General features: G+C 44.3%; 13 protein-coding genes. 8 read left to right on the plus strand and 5 right to left on the minus strand.

Translation table 11 applies throughout. The annotated features are described in order from the left end of the window. Positions 1-729 carry a ThiF family adenylyltransferase gene (locus tag QK890_RS08940; RefSeq protein WP_080715586.1) on the minus strand — a complete coding sequence of 243 codons (729 nt, stop codon included), beginning with the start codon at positions 727-729 and terminating at the stop codon, positions 1-3. Further along, positions 711-2,846, minus strand: a complete 2,136-nt coding sequence (locus QK890_RS08945; RefSeq protein WP_032531108.1) for a cation:proton antiporter — start codon at positions 2,844-2,846, stop codon at positions 711-713. Before QK890_RS08945 ends, QK890_RS08940 begins: the two co-directional genes overlap by 19 nt. A 198-nt stretch (positions 2,847-3,044) precedes the next feature. Between QK890_RS08945 and QK890_RS08950 the strand changes: the two genes are divergently transcribed. Continuing rightward, on the plus strand, positions 3,045-4,055 hold the full coding sequence (locus tag QK890_RS08950) for an aspartate-semialdehyde dehydrogenase (RefSeq protein ID WP_005779051.1): 1,011 nt from the start codon (positions 3,045-3,047) through the stop codon (positions 4,053-4,055). Positions 4,056-4,109: 54 nt separating this feature from the next. Here the strand turns inward: QK890_RS08950 and QK890_RS08955 are convergent, their stop codons facing one another. From QK890_RS08955 to QK890_RS08965, 3 genes are all read right to left on the minus strand, one after another. After that, positions 4,110-5,969, minus strand: a complete 1,860-nt coding sequence (locus QK890_RS08955; RefSeq protein WP_032540326.1) for a RagB/SusD family nutrient uptake outer membrane protein — start codon at positions 5,967-5,969, stop codon at positions 4,110-4,112. 13 nt (positions 5,970-5,982) lie between these two features. Next, positions 5,983-9,465, minus strand: coding sequence for a TonB-dependent receptor (locus tag QK890_RS08960; RefSeq protein WP_022011020.1), 3,483 nt, complete (start codon positions 9,463-9,465; stop codon positions 5,983-5,985). Between the two features lie 462 nt (positions 9,466-9,927). Continuing rightward, entirely contained in the window at positions 9,928-10,776 is an 849-nt protein-coding gene (locus tag QK890_RS08965; protein WP_367627307.1) for a hypothetical protein, read from the minus strand. A gap of 1,143 nt (positions 10,777-11,919) precedes the next feature. Here QK890_RS08965 and QK890_RS08970 point away from each other — a divergent pair. From QK890_RS08970 to QK890_RS09000, 7 genes are all read left to right on the plus strand, one after another. Next, positions 11,920-13,089, plus strand: coding sequence for an exo-beta-N-acetylmuramidase NamZ domain-containing protein (locus QK890_RS08970; RefSeq protein ID WP_005811900.1), 1,170 nt, complete (start codon positions 11,920-11,922; stop codon positions 13,087-13,089). Between the two features lie 43 nt (positions 13,090-13,132). Next, positions 13,133-14,581: a sodium:solute symporter gene (locus QK890_RS08975; protein WP_032540327.1), complete on the plus strand. Its 1,449-nt coding sequence runs from the start codon at positions 13,133-13,135 to the stop codon at positions 14,579-14,581. A 12-nt stretch (positions 14,582-14,593) separates the two neighbouring features. Continuing rightward, complete coding sequence (locus tag QK890_RS08980) at positions 14,594-17,644, plus strand: xanthan lyase (RefSeq protein WP_223129596.1); 3,051 nt, start codon at positions 14,594-14,596, stop codon at positions 17,642-17,644. Between the two features lie 111 nt (positions 17,645-17,755). Next, a complete protein-coding gene (locus QK890_RS08985; RefSeq protein WP_101604182.1) occupies positions 17,756-19,627 on the plus strand; it encodes a PQQ-binding-like beta-propeller repeat protein in 1,872 nt (623 codons plus the stop codon). Between the two features lie 416 nt (positions 19,628-20,043). Beyond that, positions 20,044-21,510, plus strand: coding sequence for a glycosyltransferase family A protein (locus QK890_RS08990; protein WP_005811909.1), 1,467 nt, complete (start codon positions 20,044-20,046; stop codon positions 21,508-21,510). Further along, positions 21,507-22,439, plus strand: a complete 933-nt coding sequence (locus tag QK890_RS08995; protein WP_250712237.1) for a DUF4922 domain-containing protein — start codon at positions 21,507-21,509, stop codon at positions 22,437-22,439. The genes QK890_RS08990 and QK890_RS08995 overlap by 4 nt, the downstream gene beginning before the upstream one ends. Next, positions 22,436-23,749, plus strand: a complete 1,314-nt coding sequence (locus QK890_RS09000; RefSeq protein ID WP_122142933.1) for a SpoIID/LytB domain-containing protein — start codon at positions 22,436-22,438, stop codon at positions 23,747-23,749. Before QK890_RS08995 ends, QK890_RS09000 begins: the two co-directional genes overlap by 4 nt. The last annotated feature ends 13 nt before the right edge of the window (positions 23,750-23,762 follow it).

Consider the following 23,762-nt stretch of genomic DNA (forward strand, 5'->3'; position numbering starts at 1 on the left):
TTACAATCTTTTTATAACGTACTCTGCCAGATAACAGCCAAACACAGCCGGCATATAACTCACTGTTCCACAAGTCGATTTCTTATTTCTCTCGTCCTCCGTCAGCAATACTGCTTTCGGATCGGCTTGTTCCGTACTAAAGACGACGGGCAACTTACGTTTCACTCCCATCTTTTGCAGACGTTTGCGGACAGCTTTGCTAAGACCGCAATGATACGTATCCCAAAGATCGGCAAAACGCACCTGAGTGATATCACTTTTCGCTCCGGCACCCATACTCGATACTATCTTTATACGGCGCTGAAGAGCGTGATAAATCAAGTAACACTTCGGACTGATGGTATCAATGGCATCAACTATAAAATCGTATTTTGAGGCATCCAGCAACTCCGGTATATTTTCGTCTTTCAGATAAACAGGCAATACGTTCAACTCTATCTCCGGATTAATATCCCTGAATCTTACTTCCAGCACCTTTGCTTTCTCCATACCCAAGGTGGCATGCGTAGCCAGTAGCTGGCGGTTGATATTAGTAGGTTGCACAGTATCGGCATCCACTATCGTCATTCGGCCTACACCTGCACGGCAAATCATTTCGGCCGCATAAGCGCCTACTCCACCTAACCCAACAACCAACACATGTGATTTTCTTAAACGTTCCGTTTTCTCTTCTCCTAAAAGAAGTTTAGTTCTCTGCTGCCAGTTTTCCATCAATTCTTTTTTAACCATTTATAGAACCATTTACCTACCTTATCGTAATGCTGAGATTCGTTGTACCCCCGTGGATCAGAAAAAGAAACTATCTCCTGAGGCTCGCCAAACTGATCGGGATACAGGATGATCAAGCTGTTGTTAGAAAAATATTTGCTAAGCTGGTTGGGTAACCGCTCAAACGCAGGATCATACGAAATAGATCCGCGCCGCGCACTGATAATCACTAACAAATGATCAAAATTCACTTGCCCGGTCAGCAAAAGCAGGTCGTCCCATTCATCCAGTCTGGAAAATTCGGTGGGAGTACTTCCATACTTCTTCTTCACTAACTGCTGCAACCGCATCAGGGTCTGCTCATTGGCAAAAAAATGTACCCGACAACCCAACAGACTTCCCATACGGCAGAAATGTTCCACCCATTTAGAGAACCCGGTCTCGTATTCAGCTTTTGGGGGTACGGCAATAATGATCCGCCGAAGTGTATTGACCGGCATAAGGAACTTGGCAATAATCACTTCCCGGTGAGTACCTTTCAGCAAACTCTCAGCCAGATTACCAAAGAATGAATCGACAATATTTGCCTTACGGTGCAGACCGATTACTACGTCCGTCGCATCATACTCTTTAATGGTATGGATAATGCCTGAAGCAATATTAAGGTCGTAACGACTCACCATATTAACCGAAACATCGGCAGCGGCAGCAATCATTGCTGCTTTTTCCAGATTCCGTTTACCCTGTAACTCCTTATTTTCCGAGTTGTTATTATCATTAATTACGTTGAGTGCAATCAGTTCTTTCTTCTGTTTGGTATCTCTGATAACCAATGCGAGGTTAATCAGCTCTTCAATAGTATCCGGATTCGCTACCGGAATCAGGATTTGTTCCTGTTCTGTTTTCTCCTTGTTATCTTCGAACTGCATCTCTTCATGCAAAGCGAAACGTCGTGCAGAGCGTTCGGTCACAAGTGAGCTGATTACGCATGTAAAGAGAATCATCACCACCGTACCGTTCAGCACATCGTCATTCAGCAAACGTTCCCCATTCTCCATTATAATGCCATGCCCTATCAGCACTGCTGCCAGAGTAGCAGCCGCCTGCGCATTGCTCAAACCGAACATCATGCTCCGCTCATTGGGCTGCATACGATAAATCTTCTGTGTAATCCAGGCAGCGAGCCATTTACTCAAAGTAGCGAATACCGTCATCACTACCGCAACCTTTAAAGCTTCGCCTCCGGCAAACAAAGTGCGGACATCAATAATCATCCCCACACCAATAAGAAAATAGGGAATAAACAAAGCGTTTCCGACAAATTCCAAACGATTCATCAAAGGAGAGACATGCGGAATGAGACGATTCAGTACCAACCCTGCAAGGAAAGCCCCCAAAATGCCCTCCATGCCAACAAACTCCATCAAGCCGCTACCCAAAAACACCATTGCAAGTACAAAAACAAATTGCATCACGCTATCATCGTACTTACGGAAAAACCAACGGCCGATACGCGGAAAAAAGAATACGATCAAAAAACTCAGGAATGCAACCTTTGCCACCAGCAGAATCCAGAACATGCCGTCGACAGTCCCTTTATACATACCTCCAATGACAGCCAGAATAATCAAAGCCAAAGTAACGGTTACGGCTGTCCCCCCAATCGTTATATTTACACTTCTTAGCTTAGATAGCCCATAACGACTGATAATGGGATAGGCAATCAATGTATGGGAAGCATACATGCTGGCCAAGAGCACAGCTGTGGTAAATCCATACCCCAACAACTCCATACTGCTCCATACGCCCAATGCCATCGGAATAATAAATGTAAACCATCCGAAGACCAGCCCTTTGGTCCGGTTCTTCTTAAAATCTTCCATGTCCATCTCCAGCCCGGCCAGAAACATGATATAGTAGAGTCCCACTTTCCCAAACAGCTCAAAACTACTATCCCGTTCGAGAACATTGAAACCATATTCACCAATAACTACCCCGGCCAGAATCATACCAATGATATGGGGGATATGCAAGCGTCCCAGTATCATCGGCGCAAATAGAATAATGATCAGAACCAAGAAAAACACCCATGTAGGGTCTGTTATCGGAAGTTGTAAACTGAGATCAAACCAGTGCATATATCGGGATTTTTGTATTTAACTGCAAAATAACAAAAAAGTTATCACACCGCCAATTCATTAGGAAAGAGATTTTCAATGAGAAATCTTCTCCCTAAAATGCTTATTATATTGCAAAATGTTATAATTTTGCAGCCAAATCCTTACGATTGATTTAAATTGTAGAGGATGAGTATTCACATAAAACAAAAGAAAAAGATGAAAGTAGCTATTGTTGGCGTAAGCGGAGCCGTAGGACAAGAGTTCCTGCGCGTGCTCGATGAGAGAAATTTCCCGTTGGACGAGTTAGTTTTGTTCGGCTCTAAACGTAGTGCCGGGACCAAATATACTTTCCGCGGTAAACAGATCGAGGTCAAACTTCTGCAACACAACGATGACTTTAAAGGGGTGGACATTGCTTTCACTTCGGCCGGTGCAGGCACATCTAAGGAGTTCGAGAAAACCATTACCCAATATGGTGCGGTAATGATCGATAATTCCAGCGCTTTCCGTATGGATGCAGATGTACCTTTGGTGGTGCCCGAAGTGAATGCAGCCGATGCTAAAGATCGTCCGCGCGGCGTGATCGCTAACCCGAATTGCACAACCATCCAGATGGTTGTCGCACTGAAAGCCATCGAAGAGCTTTCTCATATAAAAACCGTGCATGTATCTACTTATCAGGCAGCCAGTGGTGCCGGCGCAGCCGCTATGGACGAACTTTATGAACAGTATCGCCAGGTTTTGGCCAATGAACCTGTCACTGTTGAGAAGTTTGCATACCAACTGGCTTTCAATCTGATTCCTCAGATTGACGTATTTACAGAAAACGGATATACAAAAGAAGAAATGAAGATGTTTAACGAAACCCGCAAAATCATGCATTCTGACGTAAAGGTTAGTGCTACTTGCGTACGTGTTCCGGCACTTCGTGCACATTCCGAAAGCATCTGGGTAGAAACAGAACGTCCTATTTCCGTAGAAGAGGCTCGTGAAGCTTTTGCCAAAGGCGAAGGATTGGTACTTCAGGACAATCCGGCAGAAAAAGACTATCCGATGCCGCTGTTCCTGGCAGGCAAAGACCCTGTTTACGTTGGCCGTATCCGCAAAGACTTGACCAATGACTGCGGACTGACTTTCTGGATTGTAGGTGACCAGATTAAGAAAGGTGCCGCACTGAACGCTGTTCAGATTGCCGAATACCTGATTAAAGAAGGAAATATCGGATAAGCCAAAATATTCATATCAAATCAAAAAAGGGGAAGCGGTGCTTCCCCTTTTTATTTACTTATTCTCCCAACCGGGAGTTTGACTCAATTTATAACCCTGATCGGCATACTGATCGATTTGTGCTTTGCCCACAGGAGCCAAATAACATTCATCGCCAAACACATCACGGGCTACCGCCTTCAGCGGAACAAAGAAGCCAACCATATCGTCAGCATTACTACCATCATAAGTAACCACGGTACCGTCCATCTTACGAACCTGATAAGCGGTATACTTTCCGTCTTTACCCTGTTCCAGATATGAAGGAAGTTCTTCTTTCAGGTTAATCCACAATCCTAACATCGTATCCGGGTATTTATTATTATCCATATAGTCGAGTTTCTTCCAACGTCTGATATCAGCCAAACGAGTATGCTCGTATACAAATTCCATACGACGTTCACGACGGATCTCCCAAATCAAAGCAGGCACATCGGCATCACGATCGGGTGCAAAAGCTTCAGTGATATCGGCAAGTTTCATCGGAGCTGTTTTCTGTACCCCTTTAGCAATAGCCTCAGCGTCCAGATCTCTATTGCGAATCGCATTGATTGAAATATCAATATCACCTTGTGTGACTGCCGCTTCTCCCATGATTGCCAACTCTGCTTTAGCTTCTATCCAGTTCAAAAGCACTTCGGAATAACGCATAACAGGAGCATCGTTGGTGTTGGTCATGCTTCCGTACTGAGGTGGTATAGTTGCAGCATTCCAGTATGTTGGCCCGGTGCGGTCGATAAATTTACAAGCGTATAAAAGCGTACTGGCCTGTACTCTCGGTTCATCCCAGAAGGTAGCTTCAAAACGGGGATCACGGGTTTTAACCATGTGTTTGATATCCAGTTTCGCGGCATCAGGCACTGCTGATGCTTCATACGGTTTACCATCATTACATAAGAATGACTTAGCCAATGCCAGATTAGGAGACGGGGACTGCCCCTCGTAACCATTCGAATAAGAAGCCACGTGATGTGTCGCATTCGCAGCATCATAGTGCCTGTACATCAACATCTCTTTGTGTCCCTTCAAGTCCTGAGAACCGAACAGGCTTCTGAAATCTCCGGAAATCGCATATTTCCCGGTACCAATCACATAATCACCCGCTTCCTTGGCAAATTCCAGATATTTTTTTGCCAATGCCTGATCTAAATTATGATATTTCTGCCAAGTGCCTTCATACAACATAATCCGGGTAATAAAGCCGGCTGCTATGTCTTTATTCAAATACATCGCACCGTCTGACAAACGAAGATTCTCAAAAGCAAACTTCAAATCGTCATAAACCTTCTCCATGACTTCAGCTCTCGGCGTCCTGTCTTTATACATTTGAGCTGCGTCTGTCTCCAAAAAAACCTTATCAAAATAGGGGACGTCTCCAAAAGACCAGACCAAACGATGATATTCGAATGCCCGGAAGAAGCGGGCAACCCCCATCCAGTGATTGTATGCTTCTTCTGTCAGATTTACTTTGCCATACATATCAAGTCTGTCGATCATCGTATTAATTTTACGTACCCATGCAAAATTCCAAGTTGCACTTCCATACTTAGTCAACCAAAGGTCGCTACCAGTAGACAAGCTGCTCGATCCCCTGCTGGACGGAACGGCATTTTCCATCACAGACTGCTTTCCTGCCCATGCGTTATCATCCGAAAAATAATATCCACGCAACGGAGCATAATCCACTCCCCATGTATTGTTATAGCCAACAAAGTAATTAGGATAACATTCATTGGCATACAGACGGAAATCTGTTTCGCTTCGCCAATAGTTCGTATCAACCGGTTTTGTCAACTGAGGACGATCTAACACATCATCGCAACTGGTGAAACTCAGTGCGGCAAGTGAAAGTAAAGTAAATATATATTTTTTCATATTCTTCTTTATTTTAGAAATTCAACTGAATACCAACGGACAAGCTCTTAAAGGTAGGAGTTCCGACACCGGTACGACCCGAATTATAATTATCTGTATTAAACATCGAAAATCCTTGTACCTCTTCCGGATCGATAGGCAGACCATTCAAATTATCCCAAGTCACAAAGTTCTCTAAAGACATATAGATACGCGCTTTCTGCATCCGCACTTTTCGTAGGATATCGGCAGGTATGGAGTAACCTATCGTGATATTTTTCATTCTCAAATAAGACATATCGAGAAGGTAACGCGACTGAGTTACCATATTCAAAGAGTTATTGGAACCGGCTAAATTGTAAGGACGCGGATAAAAAGCATCAGTACGGTCTTCCCGCCAATAATTTCCGGCAATAGCCTGAGGCATGGCACCATCCGAAGAGTTATATCCGGCAATGGCAAGAAAACCATTACCCCAAACTTCGCGTTTGCCAACACCTTGGAAGAATACAGAAAAATCAAACCCCTTATAGTCGGCTCCCAAACGGAAACCATATTCGTAGCGCGGAGTAGAATTACCGATTACTTTACGGTCACCCGGATCATCGACTGTTCCACTTCCGGAATCAATCAATCCGTCGCCATTCAAATCAGCAAATTTTACGTCACCCGGACCAAAAACAAAGTTGCCACTCTGCAAAAAGTCCTGATAAACAGGATTATCCCCTTTCAGTTTATTCACTTTTTTAGCACCTTTAGTTCCCTGAGCAACTTCTTTACCATTCAAAGCCCAAGTTGTCACAATCTGATCTCCATTATATACGAAATCATCTTTCTGATATAGACGTTCCGTCTGATATCCCCAGATCTCTCCATACTTTTTACCAACATACCAATCACTAACGACCCGGGTATCACTATATTTTGTAATCTCTGTTTCAGCATCAGACAGGGTAGCCATCGCATTTATACCTAATCCGTTAGAAAAACGGTGATTGTAATCAAGTGCGATTTCCCATCCTCTGGTTCTCAAAGATCCAAAATTTCCTTTCGGGGCTCCGGTACCAAACGCCAAAGTAACACCGGCACCCGGGACAATCATATTTTTTGTATCACGTTGATACCAGTCAACAGTTAAACCGAGTTCGCCATCCAGAAAACGTGCATCCAAGCCAACATCGACAGTCTGAATGTCCTGCCAAGTGATGTTACTTGCCACTGCACTGGGTGTACTTACATAAACCAGCTTATTTCCACTCTCGTCCAGCCAATTCAGTTGACCGGTAGACATGGTGGGGATATATAAAGAATTGGATACAGTCTGGTCACCGATAATACCCCACGACCCTCTGAATTTCAATGATGTGACAGCAGGTTTCATCCACTGCATGAAAGCTTCTTCACTTGCACGCCATCCGGCTGAAAAAGATGGGAACCATCGCCATTGCAAGTTATCCGGAAATTTGGAAGTTGCATCATAACGGAGATTAGCCTCCAATAAGTATCTATCCTTTAAAGCGTAATTGATACGTCCGAAGAACCCGAGTTGACCCTCCCAATCGTATCCTCCACTTGCCTCTTGTAAACCTACAGCGAGGTCAAACTGTGGATTGGTAATATCAGATAAGTCACCTTTCCGCGACCAGTTGTATTCTTCATCATAAGTCACCCGGTTCATGCCGACCAAGAACTTAAACGCATTATTCTTATCCACTTTCCAGTCATATGTAGTAGAAATATTCCAAGTGTCCTGATTCGTTGTCTCAGAACGTCGATACATATGGTCAGGATTCGCTCCATGAGCCGTATACTCTGTCATACCTAATTTATAGGCAGGCATTGCTCCCGGAGTTCCGGCAGCAACTGTTTCACCGGCTTCATTGACATAAATACGATTACCACTGGCATCATTTTTAGCTACTGCTCCACCCCATGAATTAAGAGCTGTATAGCGGGTACCAGGAGTTTTAAGTACATATTCATTGGCAGCATGTGTATAGTCAATATCCAACTTCCAGTTTTTCATAATATTGACCGTAGCCCCTACGTTTACATTTATATAGTTGTATGCACGTGATGCCGTATTGGCTTGAGCTACTTCCGAATGCGGGCTGCGGATAATATTTCCTTCATCATCATACCCCATCGGCATGTTCGGTCCCCAGCGGTATAAATACAACCAAGGATCAGCAGTAGTAGAGGAGGTAGCATAGGCGTATCTCTTTTCACGTTTAGAATACATGGCTCCAGCTCTCACTGTGACATATTTATTAATATCGGTACTGATTCTCAAAGAACCATTATAGCGCTTAAAATCATCATCTTTCGCCGGTTTCATCAGTCCTGTTTGATCCAGATAACCGAAGCCAATATTATAAGTCGTACGTCCGCTTTTACCATTAACCGAGAGATTATGAGTCATTGAGGGAGTCCACTCTTTAATCATATAATCATATGGATCGAAAGTTCTCAAACCAATCTTACGGTTATTAGCGTCTACATACCAGTCACGACCATACACGTAAGGATCATTAGGACCTAACTTGCCACCATACTTTTGGTCCCACTCTTTGGCTTTGACAAGACCCTCTTCAGTAATCTGAACAAATGCACCGGCTACGGTTCCTCCCACACGTTTAAAAGCTTCGACCGAATACTCCAAGGCATCAATTCCTCCCATCTCCATTTTCTTGGAAATATTCTGCCAAGAAAAGTTTCCGGAGTAGCTCACATTTATACTTTCCTGCTTAGCTCCTTTTTTAGTAGTAATCAATACAACACCAAACGCAGCTTTTGCACCATAAATAGAAGATGCTGCCGCATCTTTCAAAACTGAAATAGATTCAATATCGTCCGGATTGACCATCTGAATACTTGGAATCTCAACATTGTCCATTAAAATAAGCGGAGCGGAACCTCCGTTAATAGACCCAATCTGGCCACGGATCTTCATGGTAGGATCCGAACCAATTTCTCCACTCGGGATTACAACAGAAAGTCCCGGTGTCGTTCCTTGCAAGCCACGTCCAACATCCGCAATCGGACGGCTACTTAGTGTTTTATTCACATCTACTGAAGCCACTGCACCTGTCAGGTTCTCTTTCTTTTGAGTGCCATAACCTACAACGACAACTTCATCCAAAAGCTCACTGTCCTCTTTCAAGATGATTTTCATTGTTCTTGTAGCTTTCACTTCATGTGGCTTATAGCCCACAAATGTGACTTTCAAGACAGCCCCGGGTTTAACATTTAAACTGAATTTGCCATTAATATCTGTAATAGTACCATTTGTTGTCCCTTTCTCTGAAACACTGGCACCAATAACAGGCTCTCCGTTTGCATCAGTCACTACACCACTAATAGCTTGCGACTGTAATTGTTCTGTCACTTCATAAGCACTGCCGGAAGCAGTTGAAGCAGCCACCGCATTACCACTGCCTATAAACAAAGCAGTTATTGCCACGGCCGTAAGGAGCTTGCTGTTTGCTAGTCCTCGTTTCTTGCGATCTTCATTCATAAAAGATAGATGATTAAATTGTTTGTTAATCGATTGATTTCTCAAAATGCAGGTAAGGTAAAATTAGGAAGTGGGAATCATCCCACCACAAGAGGTTGTTTATTCATCATAGGCTTCTTGTCATTTAAAGGTTTTAATTTTTATATTATCTCTATTATTAACTGAGTTAAAGTTCCATTAGAACTTTGGTTTTCGCCAGTTTAATTAATGTCAATTAGCTTTATGGTTCTTTTAAGAGATAAATTGTCCATTATTAACAAAGGTTCAAAACCCTTCCGAGTTTCATCATAGCAAAGATATATATTATTTTAATATCAAGAACAAATATTTATTATATTTTAGATTTATATCTATATATTCACATAGAGAGTGATTTGACTTTAAGAGTTTTGGCTCATACTGACAGATAAAAATGCGGTATTTAAGAGTTCGAAACTATTATTTAGATATAGCTGTGTATTTTTAAGGTTCTTCAATGTTCATTGAATGAAATTCAATTAAGCCATTCATTGGAGTTTCTTCTATAACGTCAATCTCCACTCCAAATTCTCTGGCTACTTTACGCAAAGTATCTGAATACGCATAGGCAAGTGATCCTACAAACCGAATAGGATAATTCATATAATCGTATTGGCACATGCTACGGTTAAAGAAGCTTCGCAGATTATTGGTTAACAAATTATATACGTATTCATTGTCCATATAATCTCCTAAAAAATATGCAATCGTACCTAAAAAACGGTTAGGGAAAGGTAAATTATATACAGATTCCATCACATCATTGGCAGATATGCGAAATTTTTCATGGAATTCACTCGCCAATTCTTTGGGAGCTAACCCTTTAAGAAGATCAGCTAAAAATAGTTTTCCGAGAACAGCTCCACTGCCTTCGTCACCGAGAATATATCCTGCAGCTTTCACATTTTTGACAACGATTTTACCATCGTAAAAACATGAGTTCGATCCGGTACCTAAAATACAGGCAATTCCAGATTCACATTTGAATAGTCCTCGAGCCGCTGCCAACAAGTCACTTTCAACTTGGATAGGAGTTTTAAACTGTGCTACTAAGGAAGCACCTAAAATGTTTTTCTTTTCATATGAACTACATCCGGCACCATAATAATATACTTGGTCCAGTTTCTTTTTGAAGAAAGACTCCGGTAATCCTAGTCTGACACTTCTGCTAATTTCTCTTCTGGTCTGAAAGAAAGGGTTTAACCCCTCGGTAAACACACGTTGTACGAGATGATTGTCTTCAACCAATGCCCACTCTGTTCTTGTAGAACCACTTTCCGCAATAAGTTTCATTTCGCAGTTTTTTTTGATTTGGATACAAATATATAACATTTTTTGTAATTTAATTTATTTTGATCGGAAAGTTTTTCTATAACGCAATAACCACCCCAAAACTTTATTTATAGTTGGTAGAAAAATCCATGTGTTTTTTCTGCATATGCCGAATATTTGAGATCGTCAAAAACAATATTATCTAATATACTCTTTTATCCATAACCTAATATCCGAGAATCTTTTATATATATAATAATGTGATGATTATCTATATGCAATAGAAGTCATCAGTTCATTAGAAGACACTTTGATTTAACATAACATTGATATATTATGACTTATTTTAAAACTATCAATATCAAAAAACAGGTTGCCAGATACTTACAGGACCTGTGTTGGATTGGACGCATATTATTAGTGCTAATTAGAAGATTCACTACTCAGAACAGATGCAGATATATAAGTACACTAATTTTCATATAAGTTCTAATGGGACTTATCAGGAAGTTGGCATAAAGAACATTGCCTCATATCCTCAAGCAAACAGTAAATGACTAAACCAACAGTTCTTATACCCATATGGAAGCTTTCCTTAAAGCAAATATTATCAAAGGATTAACTTCAAATGCCAACTATATATTTAACTTCAATAATACAGCCATTAAACCAGTAGATTGCCGACAGTGTATTGAAATTCCCAGGGAGAAAAAAATAAATACTTCTCCCCCCAACAGAAGTCAATGAAGATACAGAGTAGATCAGAACTCAGTACGTGACAATTCTCATGAACTAAATGCCCCAATGAAAGAAATATATCCGGCTATGTGAATACATTTTATGAACAACTCTTAGGATATGATAATGGCACAGGCTGCGGAGAATTATACTTTAAGACATTATCAATTGCGTAAAATCCGCAATTAGGCCTCAACATCCCCGGTTGGTAATCAGGGATACTCAGCAAAATACAAAGCCCATTCTATTCCTATAACGATTTGAACCATAGAAATAGGAAGAGTTTTATATTTTACCTTATAGCTTCAGACAAAGATTCAATTTGCAAATTATTGATTATAATATAAAATATATCTGAATATATGTTTTTGATATTAAAATAAAGACTATCTTTGCTACAAAGAAATTCCTGCTAATACTATTTTTATGAAAAAGATCCTACTTATACTCACTTTATTATGCAGTACTCTCTTTTGTCAGGCACAAAAGAAGGAGGTAATTGTAGGTGCCGAGCAAACCAATGAATACTTTCCTATCCTGAAAAATAAGCGAATAGCTATTTTTTCCAATCATACCGGAATGATAGGAAACAAGCATCTTCTGGATGTTTTGCTGGAAAACAAGTTCAATGTAGTCGCTATTTTCTCTCCCGAACATGGTTTCCGAGGGAATGCCGATGCCGGTGAGCATGTATCCAGTACAGTAGATTCAAAAACAGGAGTCCCCATTCTTTCTCTCTACGATGGAAAATCCAAGAAACCCAGTGAGAGTTCCATACGAAAGTTCGACATATTGATTGTAGATATACAAGATGTAGGGCTGCGCTTCTATACTTATTACATATCCATGGTACGGCTGATGGATGCCTGTTCTGAATACAACCGCAAGGTTCTTATCCTGGATCGCCCCAATCCGAATGGGCATTATGTCGATGGACCAATATTGGATATGAAATATAAATCAGGAGTAGGCGGATTACCTATTCCCATTGTACATGGAATGACACTGGGTGAGTTAGCCCTGATGGTCAACGGTGAGGGTTGGTTGCCCTCCTCACGGACTTGTGATGTGACAGTCATTCCTTGTAAGAACTACACTCACCAGACGATGTATCGCCTGCCCATTCCTCCTTCACCTAACCTGCCGAATATGAAAGCGATCTACCTATATCCTTCTACCTGCTTCTTTGAAGCGACCCCGGTAAGTCTGGGACGCGGGACCAGTTTACCTTTCCAAGTTTACGGACATCCTAATATGACCGGATACAACTACAGTTTTACTCCTCGAAGTGTCCCAGGAGCAAAGAACCCACCACAACTCAATAAATTGTGTCATGGAGTAAATCTAAGCAATCTCAGCGACGAAGATATATGGAAAAAAGGAGTAAACCTAACCTACATAATCGATGCCTATCGTAATCTAAATATGGGGGACCATTTCTTCAGACCATTTTTTGAGTTGCTGATCGGTACGGACTATGTACGTAAAATGATAGAAGAGGGCAAAAATGCCGACGAAATAAAAGCAAGATGGAAAGAGGATGTCGAAAAGTTCAAAGTACAGCGAAAGCCTTATCTACTCTATCCAGACAATTGATTAACTCTTAACCGGAAATATTATATTCATTAATCTGAAAAGCATGACACCTATAGCGGTATTAATCACTATTGCTGCTTATTTCCTGATATTGTTTACCATTTCATACATTGCAGGAAGAAAAGCTGATAACGAAGGGTTCTTTGTGGGTAACCGCAAGTCGGCTTGGTATGTGGTAGCCTTTGCCATGATTGGTTCCAGCATATCCGGAGTCACCTTTGTATCGGTTCCCGGCATGGTTGGAGTCAGTAATTTCTCATACTTGCAAATGGTACTTGGTTTTGTAACCGGACAAATCGTTATAGCCTTTGTTTTGATACCCTTGTTCTACCGGATGAATTTGGTATCCATTTATGAGTACTTGGAGAGCCGTTTCGGGACCTCTTCTTATAAGACAGGAGCATGGTTTTTCTTCATCTCCAAAATGCTGGGAGCAGCTGTACGGTTATTCCTCGTATGCCTCACATTACAATTTCTGGTTTTCGAACCTTTTCACATGCCTTTCATCCTGAATGTCACTCTCACAGTAACATTGGTCTGGCTCTACACATTCCGTGGAGGAGTGAAATCATTGATTTGGACTGATTCACTGAAAACATTCTGTCTGGTAGTATCCGTCGTATTATGTATTTACTACATTGCCACCGATCTGCGGCTCAGTTTCACAGAGATGATTTCCAGTATCTCCGACAGTTCCCTGTCACGTATGTTCTTTTTTGACGACGTAAATGACAAACGTTACTTCTTCAAGCAGTTTCTTGCCGGTGTGTTTACAATGATAGCCATGACAGGACTCGACCAGGACATGATGCAACGTAACCTAAGCTGCAAAAACTTCAAAGACTCACAAAAGAATATGATTACCAGCGGCATCTCCCAATTTTTCATCATCCTCTTATTTCTGATGCTGGGAGTACTGCTCTACATCTTCACGTCACGCCAGGGCATCACAAATCCGGCAAAAAGTGACGAGCTTTTCCCTATGATCGCTACAGGTGGATATTTTCCAGCCATTGTGGGCATCTTGTTCATCATTGGGTTGATTTCAGCAGCTTATTCCGCAGCAGGATCAGCCCTGACAGCACTGACTACCTCGTTCACCGTAGACATACTGGGAAGCAAAGGGAAAACAGAAAAGACTGTACAAAAGATACGTAAACGAGTACATATCGGCATGGCGGTCGTCATGGGAATTGTCATCTTCGTATTCAATCTACTGAATAATACCAGCGTTATTGATGCTGTCTACATCCTTGCCAGCTATACATATGGCCCTATTTTAGGCCTGTTCGCCTTTGGCATTTTTACTAAAAAACAAGTACGTGACCGATATATCCCCCTGGTAGCCATCCTCTCACCCATCCTCTGTTTCATTTTGCAAAAGAACTCGGAGACCTGGTTCAATGGTTATCAATTCAGTTACGAACTACTGATATTTAATGCTTTGTTCACTTTTATAGGACTATGCCTCCTGATTAAGAAAACCAATTAACTTAACATCACAATGAAACCAATCCGCACTTCCCTGATTCTGCTGCTTGCAGCCGGCTTATTCCCACAAGCCGCAGCAGCGCAAGACCTGCCCAAAGACCTACGGTCCCAAGTAGGTGAGCTCCTGAATGAAACTGCCCGGAAAGAAGTTTCTATCGGGAAAATCCTTATCGATTCTATCAGTATGGAAAAAAACGAACTGATATTTTTCGCTAACATGAACTGTTCATACATTCCTTTCCGCGAAAACAACGTAGCCGAAATCTATCAGAGCGTAAAAGCGCTGCTCCCCCCAGAGTTGAGCAAACGGAAATTACAGATCCGGACAGACCACCATGCCATCGAAGAACTGATCCCCCTGGCACTTCGAAGTAAAAAGGGCAAGATGAAAACTCTGACATTCAGCCACAAAGTAGACAACCCCCTGATTACCCGGTTATCTGCTCCGTATGCCCCCACAAACGGATTACAGAACCGGCACATCGCTTTATGGCAAAGTCACGGCTTTTATTACGAACCGAAGCTAACCCGTTGGGAGTGGCAGCGTGCACGTATTTTTCAGACCGTAGAAGATCTCTACACTCAAAGCTATGTACTCCCTTTCCTTGTTCCGATGTTAGAAAATGCCGGAGCGACTGTCCTTCTTCCTCGTGAAAGAGACTGGCAGACAACTGAAATTATTGTCGACAACGATGGATGCAGAGACGGACACTCAGTTTATACAGAACAAAACGGCAGTAAGGCATGGAGCAACGGAGCCAAAACAGGATTCGCCCACCTGAGGGCAACGTACAAAGACTTTGAGAATCCCTTTTGCGAAGGCAGTTACCGCCAGACAGAAACGATTAAGAAAGGAACTGCAAGCATTGCCGAATGGATCCCCGCAATTCCCCGGTCAGGCCGATATGCTGTTTATGTCTCCTATAAAACGGTGGACAACAGTACAGACGATGCCCTATACACCGTCTATCACCAAGGCGGCACATCACAGTTCAAAGTAAACCAGCAGATGGGAGGAGGAACCTGGATCTACTTAGGCACTTTTAGTTTCAGTGCAGGCAAAACCGATCACAAAGTCGTCCTCAGCAACCAATCCTCCAAAGCGGGCCGTCTGGTGACAGCCGATGCTGTAAAAATAGGCGGTGGTTATGGAAACATCGCCCGCAGTATCTCTGAAGAAGGGAGTGTAGATTATCCCTATGAGATCAGTAACTACCCTCGTTTCTGCGAAGCAGCACGCTACTGGATGCAATGGGCAGGCATACCGGATAGCGTTTACTCAGACAGTCGCGGTAAGAACGATTATACCGATGACTATAAATCACGTGGAATTTGGGTGAACTATCTCGCCGGAGGTTCGGCTGCCAACCCCACTGAAAAAGGACTGAATATTCCCATAGACATGGCTTTCGCCTTCCATTCAGATGCCGGCACCACCTATGGTGACACCATTATCGGCACATTAGGTATTTTCCAAACCTCTGCCTATGACGGGATATATGCAAATGGCACTTCACGGTATGCCTCCCGGGACTTGTGCGACCTGATACAGTCCAACATCGTGAAAGACATCCGCACTTTGCATGAACCGGAATGGACCCGCCGCGGAATGTGGAACCAGTCCTATTATGAGGCCCGTGTGCCACGAGTACCAACCATGTTGCTTGAACTCCTGTCTCACCAGAACTTCGCCGACATGCGTTACGGACTGGATCCTCGTTTTCGTTTCACCGTCAGCCGTGCCATCTACAAAGGAATGCTGCAATTCCTCTGTTCCCAATATAAAATGGATTATGTGGTACAGCCTTTGCCCGTCGATTCTATAAGCCTGCGCTTCATAGAGGGCAACCGGATAATGCTTTCATGGCAACCGGTAGACGATCCGCTGGAACCTACCGCAAAAGCAGACCAATACATCGTATATACCCGCATTGGAGAAGGAGACTTTGATAATGGCGTGATCGTAGACACTCCGGATTACCAGACAAACATCCCTTCAGGCGTAGTTTGCAGTTTCAAAGTAACCGCCCTCAACAAGGGAGGTGAAAGTTTCCCGTCCGAAATTCTTTCTATCGGGAAAGCCCTCAACGAAAAGGGAACAGTACTGGTAGTGAACGGGTTTAGCCGAGTCAGTGGTCCGGCAGACTTTACGGCAGATGCAGACACCCTGGCCGGATTCCTTGACGAACTGGACCACGGAGTACCTTACCAGACAGACATCAGCTATATTGGTCCGATGAAAGAGTTTCGTCGACAGATCCCATGGATGGACGACGACGCCTCCGGATTCGGCGACAGCTATGGTACGCACGAGACAATGGTAATTGCCGGAAACTCATTCGACTATCCGGCTGTACATGGAGAGGCGATTCTGAAAGCAGGATATTCATTTGTATCGTGTGGTCTCACTCCCTGCTCTTCACTCAAGAAGAAAAACGGGAGAGATAGTATCGCCAACCAGACGGATGCTGCGTCAGGGGGCATTCCTGTCCTGCGGATGAACGACTACAAATACGTAGACCTGATTTTGGGTAAACAATGTCAGAGCAAGATGGGACGGGAAGGAGTAAAACCATTGGAGTTTAAGACTTTTAGCGAAGAAATGCAGAATGCCATCTCAGATTATTGCCGGACAGGGGGTAATTTCTTCGTATCGGGAGCCTATGTAGCATCGGACCTATGGGATAATCGTTTAGCGAAAGCGGACGAAAAAGACAAGAAGTTCGCGATGGAAGTATTGAAATACAAATGGCGCACAGGACAAGCCGCCCGTAACGGAAAAGTGAAAGGCGTTGCTTCCCCATTCCCTGCAATCAAGGGAAATTACACATACCATCAGGAGTTGAATCCGGAATCGTATGTCGTAGAGTCGCCCGATGCCATCGAACCGGCCGTCCGGGGAGCATTCACCGTATTGCGATATTCGGAAAACAACCTGAGTGCCGGTATAGCCTATAAAGGAGATTATAAGACCTGTGTATTGGGATTCCCGTTCGAATCGGTACGTACCCCCGAAGAGAGAGAACAGTTAATGAAAGCCATACTGGCTTTCTTTGAACAATGATAACACAGGTGGAGTAACTGCACGTATAGGGTGCATACCCTCATCAAGGCAGCAACCGTTCCACTGACAAGAAACTGAAAAGTGTAGTAATAATAAATAAAATCATCATCTATGAATAGAAGGCTTTCTATATTCGTAATCATTTTGTTTTTCCTGTTGCCTGCCGCCGTGCAGGCACAGGCAACAGGTTCTTTCCGCTTTGCACAACTGACGGACATACACCTCAGTCCCAACAACCCGAAACCGGCAGAAGATTTGAAGCGTTCTGTCGAACAGATTAACACCACGCCGGGAATAGACTTTGTATTAGTCACCGGAGACCTCACCGAAGAAGGTGACCGTGCCACCATGTTGCTTGTAAAGTCCATACTCGACCAGTTGAAGGTGAAATACTATGTCATACTGGGTAATCACGAAACCAAATGGAGCGACTCCGGATGCACCGCGTTCAGCGATATTTTCGGAGGAGAGCGATTTGAATTTGAACACAAAGGCTTCCTGTTCCTTGGATTCAATTCCGGTCCGCTAATGCGCATGGCCTACGGGCATGTAGTGCCGCAAGACATCACATGGATGAAACAGGAAATGAACAAAGCAGGGAAAGACAAGCCTGTGATTCTGGTCACCCACTACCCCATGCTGGATGGAGATGTTGACAACTGGTATGATGTCACCGATGCCGTGCGTCCCTACAATATCCGCACCTTTATCGGAGGGCACTATCACCGTAACCGTCTCCTCTCGTACGACGGGATTCCGGGCATTCTCACCCGCTCGAACCTGCGGGACAAAGATGGCATAGGCGGTTATGGCATATTTGATGTCACTCCGGATTCTATTATCACTTACGAACAGCGTATCGGTGAACCGATGAAACGGTGGGCTGCCTTGTCACTCACTAAACCTTATTACGACCGTTCCGGAAAAGCAGTGAAATATCCCAGTTTCGCGGTGAACGAAGAATATCCACAAGTGAAAGCAGACTGGTTAGTGCAGACCGGAGCCGGTATTTACTGCTCACCTGCTGTCTGGAAAGACAAAGTCTATGTCGGTGACGACTTGGGTTTTCTGACCTGCTATACCTTGAAAAGCGGACAGAAATTGTGGAATTTCCAATCCGGGAAACGTATTGTAGGCACTCCCGATGTAGCCGACGGAGTCGTCGTCTTTGGCTCTGCCGACCATAACATTTACGGTCTGGATGCCCGAACCGGTAAAGAACGTTGGCGGGTGACCGCAGGAGAACCGGTATTGGGAGCCGTAACCATTGAAAAAGGAGTTGCCTATATCGGTGCCAGCGACTCCACCTTCCGTGCCATCCACATCAAAAGCGGAAAGGTGTTGTGGAGCTATGCCGGCATCAAGGGCTATGTTGAGACAAAACCTCTGATAGAAGGAAACAAAGTCATATTCGGTGCATGGGACAATACGCTCTATGCCCTTGACAAGACTAACGGCAAGGAACTCTGGAAATGGACCGGAGGACTCACCCGCATGCACTTCTCACCCGCTGCCGTATGGCCGGTAGCTGCACACGGAAAAGTATTCATCACCGACCCGCAACGTGCCATGACTGCCATCAACCTGGAGACAGGAGAAACTGTATGGCGTACCTTCCAGTCGATGGTACGCGAAACCATCGGATTATCCGCCGACAAAAAAAGGATCTATAGCAAAACAATGAATGACAGCGTAGTCTGTTACTCCACCATCGGAGACGTCCCGAAAAAGCTCTGGGCCTCTAATGTCGGTTTCGGCTATGAACATGCCCCATCCATGCAGATGGAAAAAGACGGCGTAGTGTTCAGTAGTACCAAAGAAGGACTTATCTTTGCACTGGAAGCAAGCACCGGGCAGGTACTGTGGAAACATAAGATCGGTAATTCACTGATTAATACCGTGATTCCCGTCAGTCGCCACCAGGTACTGTTTACAGCTACCGGCGGCGAAGTGGGAAGACTCAACTGTTCTCCCCTCCCGTAATGAGGAGAATAGAGAGATTCATCCGGTAAATGCGTAGTTTAATAAATGACTCTATTTATCAACGCTTTACATTTACCGGCTTTTTCGAACGGATGTAAAAGCATTTACCTCGGCGTGTAACGGCTTTTACCCCGGCGTGTAAAACCTTTTACCCCGGCATGTAAAGCTCTTTACTCCGGTATGTAAATGGAGTGATCATGCGGAGTGAATGGAGTGATCGTGAAAAGAAACGAACGCTTTATTCCGGTTATCGGAATTATGCATCTATCGGATGAATAAAAAAGAGACTACCTGCCTTAGTGACAGGCCGGAAGACAATAAAGAGAGAAAAAAATGAAATAATAACAATAATAATCGGCAGTATCCCTCCTCCCCTCCAATGTAGGAGAGATTGTGGGAGAGGCCGTCAATCGCTTATGGAATCAACAATCAATTGCTTCATCCCCTATGCGGGAGTGGCACAAGCAGAAAAAACAGTTCAAGGATTACAGGCTACAGATTTAGTGAAGAAAATCTACCTCCTCGCCACCTCTCCCGACATCGATCCACTGCCGGGATGCGAACTGCTCTATGTGGACAAACTCACTGACAGTGCTGCCATGTACGCCATTGCTGAGCGTTCCGATGCAGACTATGCATTACTCTATACCAAACATACCACACTCGAGTTGGGCATGTTCGCACTCGAACGGATGATTCATATCGCCAAAGACTCGGGAGCCGGCATGGTATATGCCGACCACTATCAGGTGACGGAAGGTAAGCAGAGCAATGCCCCTGTCATCGACTATCAGTTCGGAAGCCTCCGTGACGATTTTGACTTCGGCTCTGTACTCCTATTCAAGGCCTCAGCCCTGAAAGAGACTGTCAAGAGGATGAAAACCAGTTACGACTTCGCCGGTCTCTATGACCTGCGCCTCAAACTATCGCAGAAATATCCGCTGGTACACATCAACGAATATCTCTACTCGGAAATAGAGAATGATACCCGCAAGAGTGGTGAAAAGATATTCGATTATGTAGACCCGAAGAATCGTGAACGGCAGATCGAAATGGAAGCAACTTGCACCGAACACCTGAAAGAGATAGGCGGTTATCTGAAACCGGAGTTTGAAAAGATAGAGTTCAGTGCCGATAACTTTGAATACGAAGCTTCCGTGATAATCCCGGTACGTAACCGCATCCGCACCATACGCGATGCCATCCGTTCGGTGCTCAGCCAAAAAACAGAATTCAAGTTCAATCTGATCGTTATCGACAATCATTCTACCGACGGCACTACCGAAGCCATCGACGAATATAAAGAGGATGACCGCCTGATTCACCTCATTCCCGAGCGTAACGACCTGGGTATCGGCGGTTGCTGGAACCTGGGCGTGTACCATCCCCTGTGCGGCAAGTTTGCCGTGCAACTGGACAGTGACGATGTATATGCTCACGAGAGAGCGCTGCAACTGATGGTCAATGCCTTCTACGAACAGAACTGTGCCATGGTAGTAGGCACCTACATGATGACAGACTTCGATATGAACATGATTCCGCCGGGCGTCATTGACCATAAAGAGTGGACCCCGGAAAACGGACGCAACAATGCGCTCCGTATTAATGGTCTGGGTGCTCCCCGTGCATTCTATACACCGATGCTCCGCGAAGTGAAAGTGCCCAATACCAGCTATGGTGAAGATTACGCATTGGGACTGAATTTCTCACGCCGCTACCAGATCGGCCGTATATACGAAGTTGTCTACCTCTGCCGCCGATGGGACGATAACTCGGACGCCTCACTCGACATTGTGAAGATGAATGGACACAACCTTTACAAAGATCGCATCCGTACCTGGGAATTGCAGGCACGGATCGCATTAAACAAAAAACAAAGATGAACAAGGAATTACAGAACCTGCTGAATGAGCAGCTCACCTCGTGGGAAATGGCGCAAAAGAATTACGATGCGTTGAAGCGTGTACGTGTAAAAGAGGTAGAAGTGAATGGCTGTCTTTACAAAGTGCAGTTCAACCCGGCACGCATTGTTTCATCGGCAGCCAAAGTAGACAGCAAGTCGATTCAGGAACGTAAGTGTTTCCTGTGTCCGGACCATCTTCCGCCAATGCAAAAGGGGATTCCTTTTGGAGACCATTATCAGATATTGGTCAATCCGTTTCCCATATTCCCCAGGCACCTGACAGTTCCCGAACTACAGCACGTCGATCAGCGCATCTTGTACCGTTTTGCTGATATGCTCGATCTGGCTGATTGTGCGGAAGATTATATTGTCTTCTACAACGGCCCCCAATGTGGCGCATCAGCCCCCGACCATATGCATTTTCAGGCCGGTAGCAAAGGCTTCCTTCCCATCGAACAAGAATGGAAGGAGAAAAGGGCAGAGAAAATAATTACCAATGAAGCTGCCACTCTATGGGCACTGGACGACTCTCCCCGTACAACACTCTTAATTGAATCGGAAAGTAAAGAGGCAGCCGTCACACTGTTCAACGCCGTATACGGAGCCATGAATCTCAAATCCGGCGAAGAGGAGCCGATGATGAATGTATTGGCATGGAAAGAACGAGGCAAACAGATTGTCTGTATCTTTCCCCGCGCCAGACACCGCCCTGCATGTTATATGGCCCAAGGGGATACCAATATACTGATCAGCCCGGCGTCAGTAGATATGGGTGGCGTTTTCATCACCCCATTGGAGAAGGACTTTGAGAAAATCACAGCAAATGATATTGCCGACATTCTCAGTGAGGTATGCTTGAAACCGGCAGACTTCCGTGCATTGATAGAACGCATAAAACAACGATCATGAAAGAACCTAAAGTACAGGTCGGCATTTTGTCCGAACCTCAAATCGAATTCATACTGCTGAACTCTTACCATATCAAAGGAAAAGAGATTGCCGGCAGACAGGTCGTGACCTATGTTGACGGACAAATCCGCTGGCAAGGACACCTTTATGACGAATTGCTGTTTGAACCCATGCACGAAGAAAGTGATGCTTTCGAATTACTGAATGTCACCATCGGCATTAACTTCCATTGGGAACGGAAAGAAGACCAACGCTTTATGGGAGCATTGAAAATCATTGTCGAGAACGAAAAGCTGACAGGGATCAATGTAATTCATGTGGAAGACTACCTGACCAGTGTCATCTCATCGGAGATGAGTGCAACGGCAAGCCTCGAACTGCTGAAGGCCCATGCAGTGATCTCAAGAAGCTGGTTATTGGCCCAAATTCATAAGAACAAAGCAATTACGGCATCTCAAAGCCTCTATTCAGCTTTCACACAGACCGACCAGGAGCTTATCAGATGGTACGACCGTGAAGATCACACCCACTTCGACGTTTGCGCCGACGACCATTGCCAGCGCTACCAAGGCATCACCCGTGCCTCAACCGAAATGGTGAGGCAAGCCATCGCTGCCACCCGCGGACAAATACTTATGTGGGAAGGAAACATTTGTGACGCCCGTTTCTCAAAATGTTGCGGCGGTGCTTTCGAAGAGTTCCAATATTGTTGGGAAGGTATCAAGCATCCGTATCTTTCCAAGCAAAGAGACAGCAAAACAGGATCCGGACTGCCCGATCTACGGGTAGAGTCCGAAGCCGACCAATGGATTCGAACCTCCCCCGAAGCTTTCTGTAACACAAAAGACAAGAAAATATTGTCTCAGGTTTTAAATAACTACGATCAGGAAACCACCGACTTCTATCGTTGGAAAATAGAGTATAAACAAGACGAACTTTCCGAGCTTATCCTGAAACGTTCGGGCATTGATTATGGACAGATACTCGACCTGATTCCGGTGGAACGGGGAACCTCCGGACGGCTTGTCAAGTTAAAAATCAGAGGGAGCAAACGGACCATGACTATCGGTAAGGAACTGGAAATACGCCGTACACTCTCTACATCTCACCTTTACAGTTCCGCTTTCGTCATCGACAAGGCAGATATCGTGGATGACGTACCGGGACGGTTTATCCTCACCGGTGCCGGATGGGGGCACGGAGTAGGACTTTGCCAAATAGGAGCAGCCGTCATGGGCGAACAAGGTTACCCATACGATACTATTTTATTGCATTACTACATCGGTGCAACGATAGATAAACTTTATTAAACACACACTCTTA

Source organism: Bacteroides sp. NGMCC 1.200775 (assembly GCF_040798045.1).
Classification (GTDB): domain Bacteria; phylum Bacteroidota; class Bacteroidia; order Bacteroidales; family Bacteroidaceae; genus Bacteroides; species Bacteroides hominis.

Excerpts from the sequence above, each read along its gene's own strand:
- QK890_RS08940 (WP_080715586.1), bottom strand. The coding sequence starts at position 729 with ATGGTTAAAAAAGAATTGATGGAAAACTGGCAGCAGAGAACTAAACTT.
- QK890_RS08945 (WP_032531108.1), bottom strand. The coding sequence starts at position 2,846 with ATGCACTGGTTTGATCTCAGTTTACAACTTCCGATAACAGACCCTACA.
- QK890_RS08950 (WP_005779051.1), top strand. The coding sequence starts at position 3,045 with ATGAAAGTAGCTATTGTTGGCGTAAGCGGAGCCGTAGGACAAGAGTTC.
- QK890_RS08955 (WP_032540326.1), bottom strand. The coding sequence starts at position 5,969 with ATGAAAAAATATATATTTACTTTACTTTCACTTGCCGCACTGAGTTTC.
- QK890_RS08960 (WP_022011020.1), bottom strand. The coding sequence starts at position 9,465 with ATGAATGAAGATCGCAAGAAACGAGGACTAGCAAACAGCAAGCTCCTT.
- QK890_RS08965 (WP_367627307.1), bottom strand. The coding sequence starts at position 10,776 with ATGAAACTTATTGCGGAAAGTGGTTCTACAAGAACAGAGTGGGCATTG.
- QK890_RS08970 (WP_005811900.1), top strand. The coding sequence starts at position 11,920 with ATGAAAAAGATCCTACTTATACTCACTTTATTATGCAGTACTCTCTTT.
- QK890_RS08975 (WP_032540327.1), top strand. The coding sequence starts at position 13,133 with ATGACACCTATAGCGGTATTAATCACTATTGCTGCTTATTTCCTGATA.
- QK890_RS08980 (WP_223129596.1), top strand. The coding sequence starts at position 14,594 with ATGAAACCAATCCGCACTTCCCTGATTCTGCTGCTTGCAGCCGGCTTA.
- QK890_RS08985 (WP_101604182.1), top strand. The coding sequence starts at position 17,756 with ATGAATAGAAGGCTTTCTATATTCGTAATCATTTTGTTTTTCCTGTTG.
- QK890_RS08990 (WP_005811909.1), top strand. The coding sequence starts at position 20,044 with ATGGAATCAACAATCAATTGCTTCATCCCCTATGCGGGAGTGGCACAA.
- QK890_RS08995 (WP_250712237.1), top strand. The coding sequence starts at position 21,507 with ATGAACAAGGAATTACAGAACCTGCTGAATGAGCAGCTCACCTCGTGG.
- QK890_RS09000 (WP_122142933.1), top strand. The coding sequence starts at position 22,436 with ATGAAAGAACCTAAAGTACAGGTCGGCATTTTGTCCGAACCTCAAATC.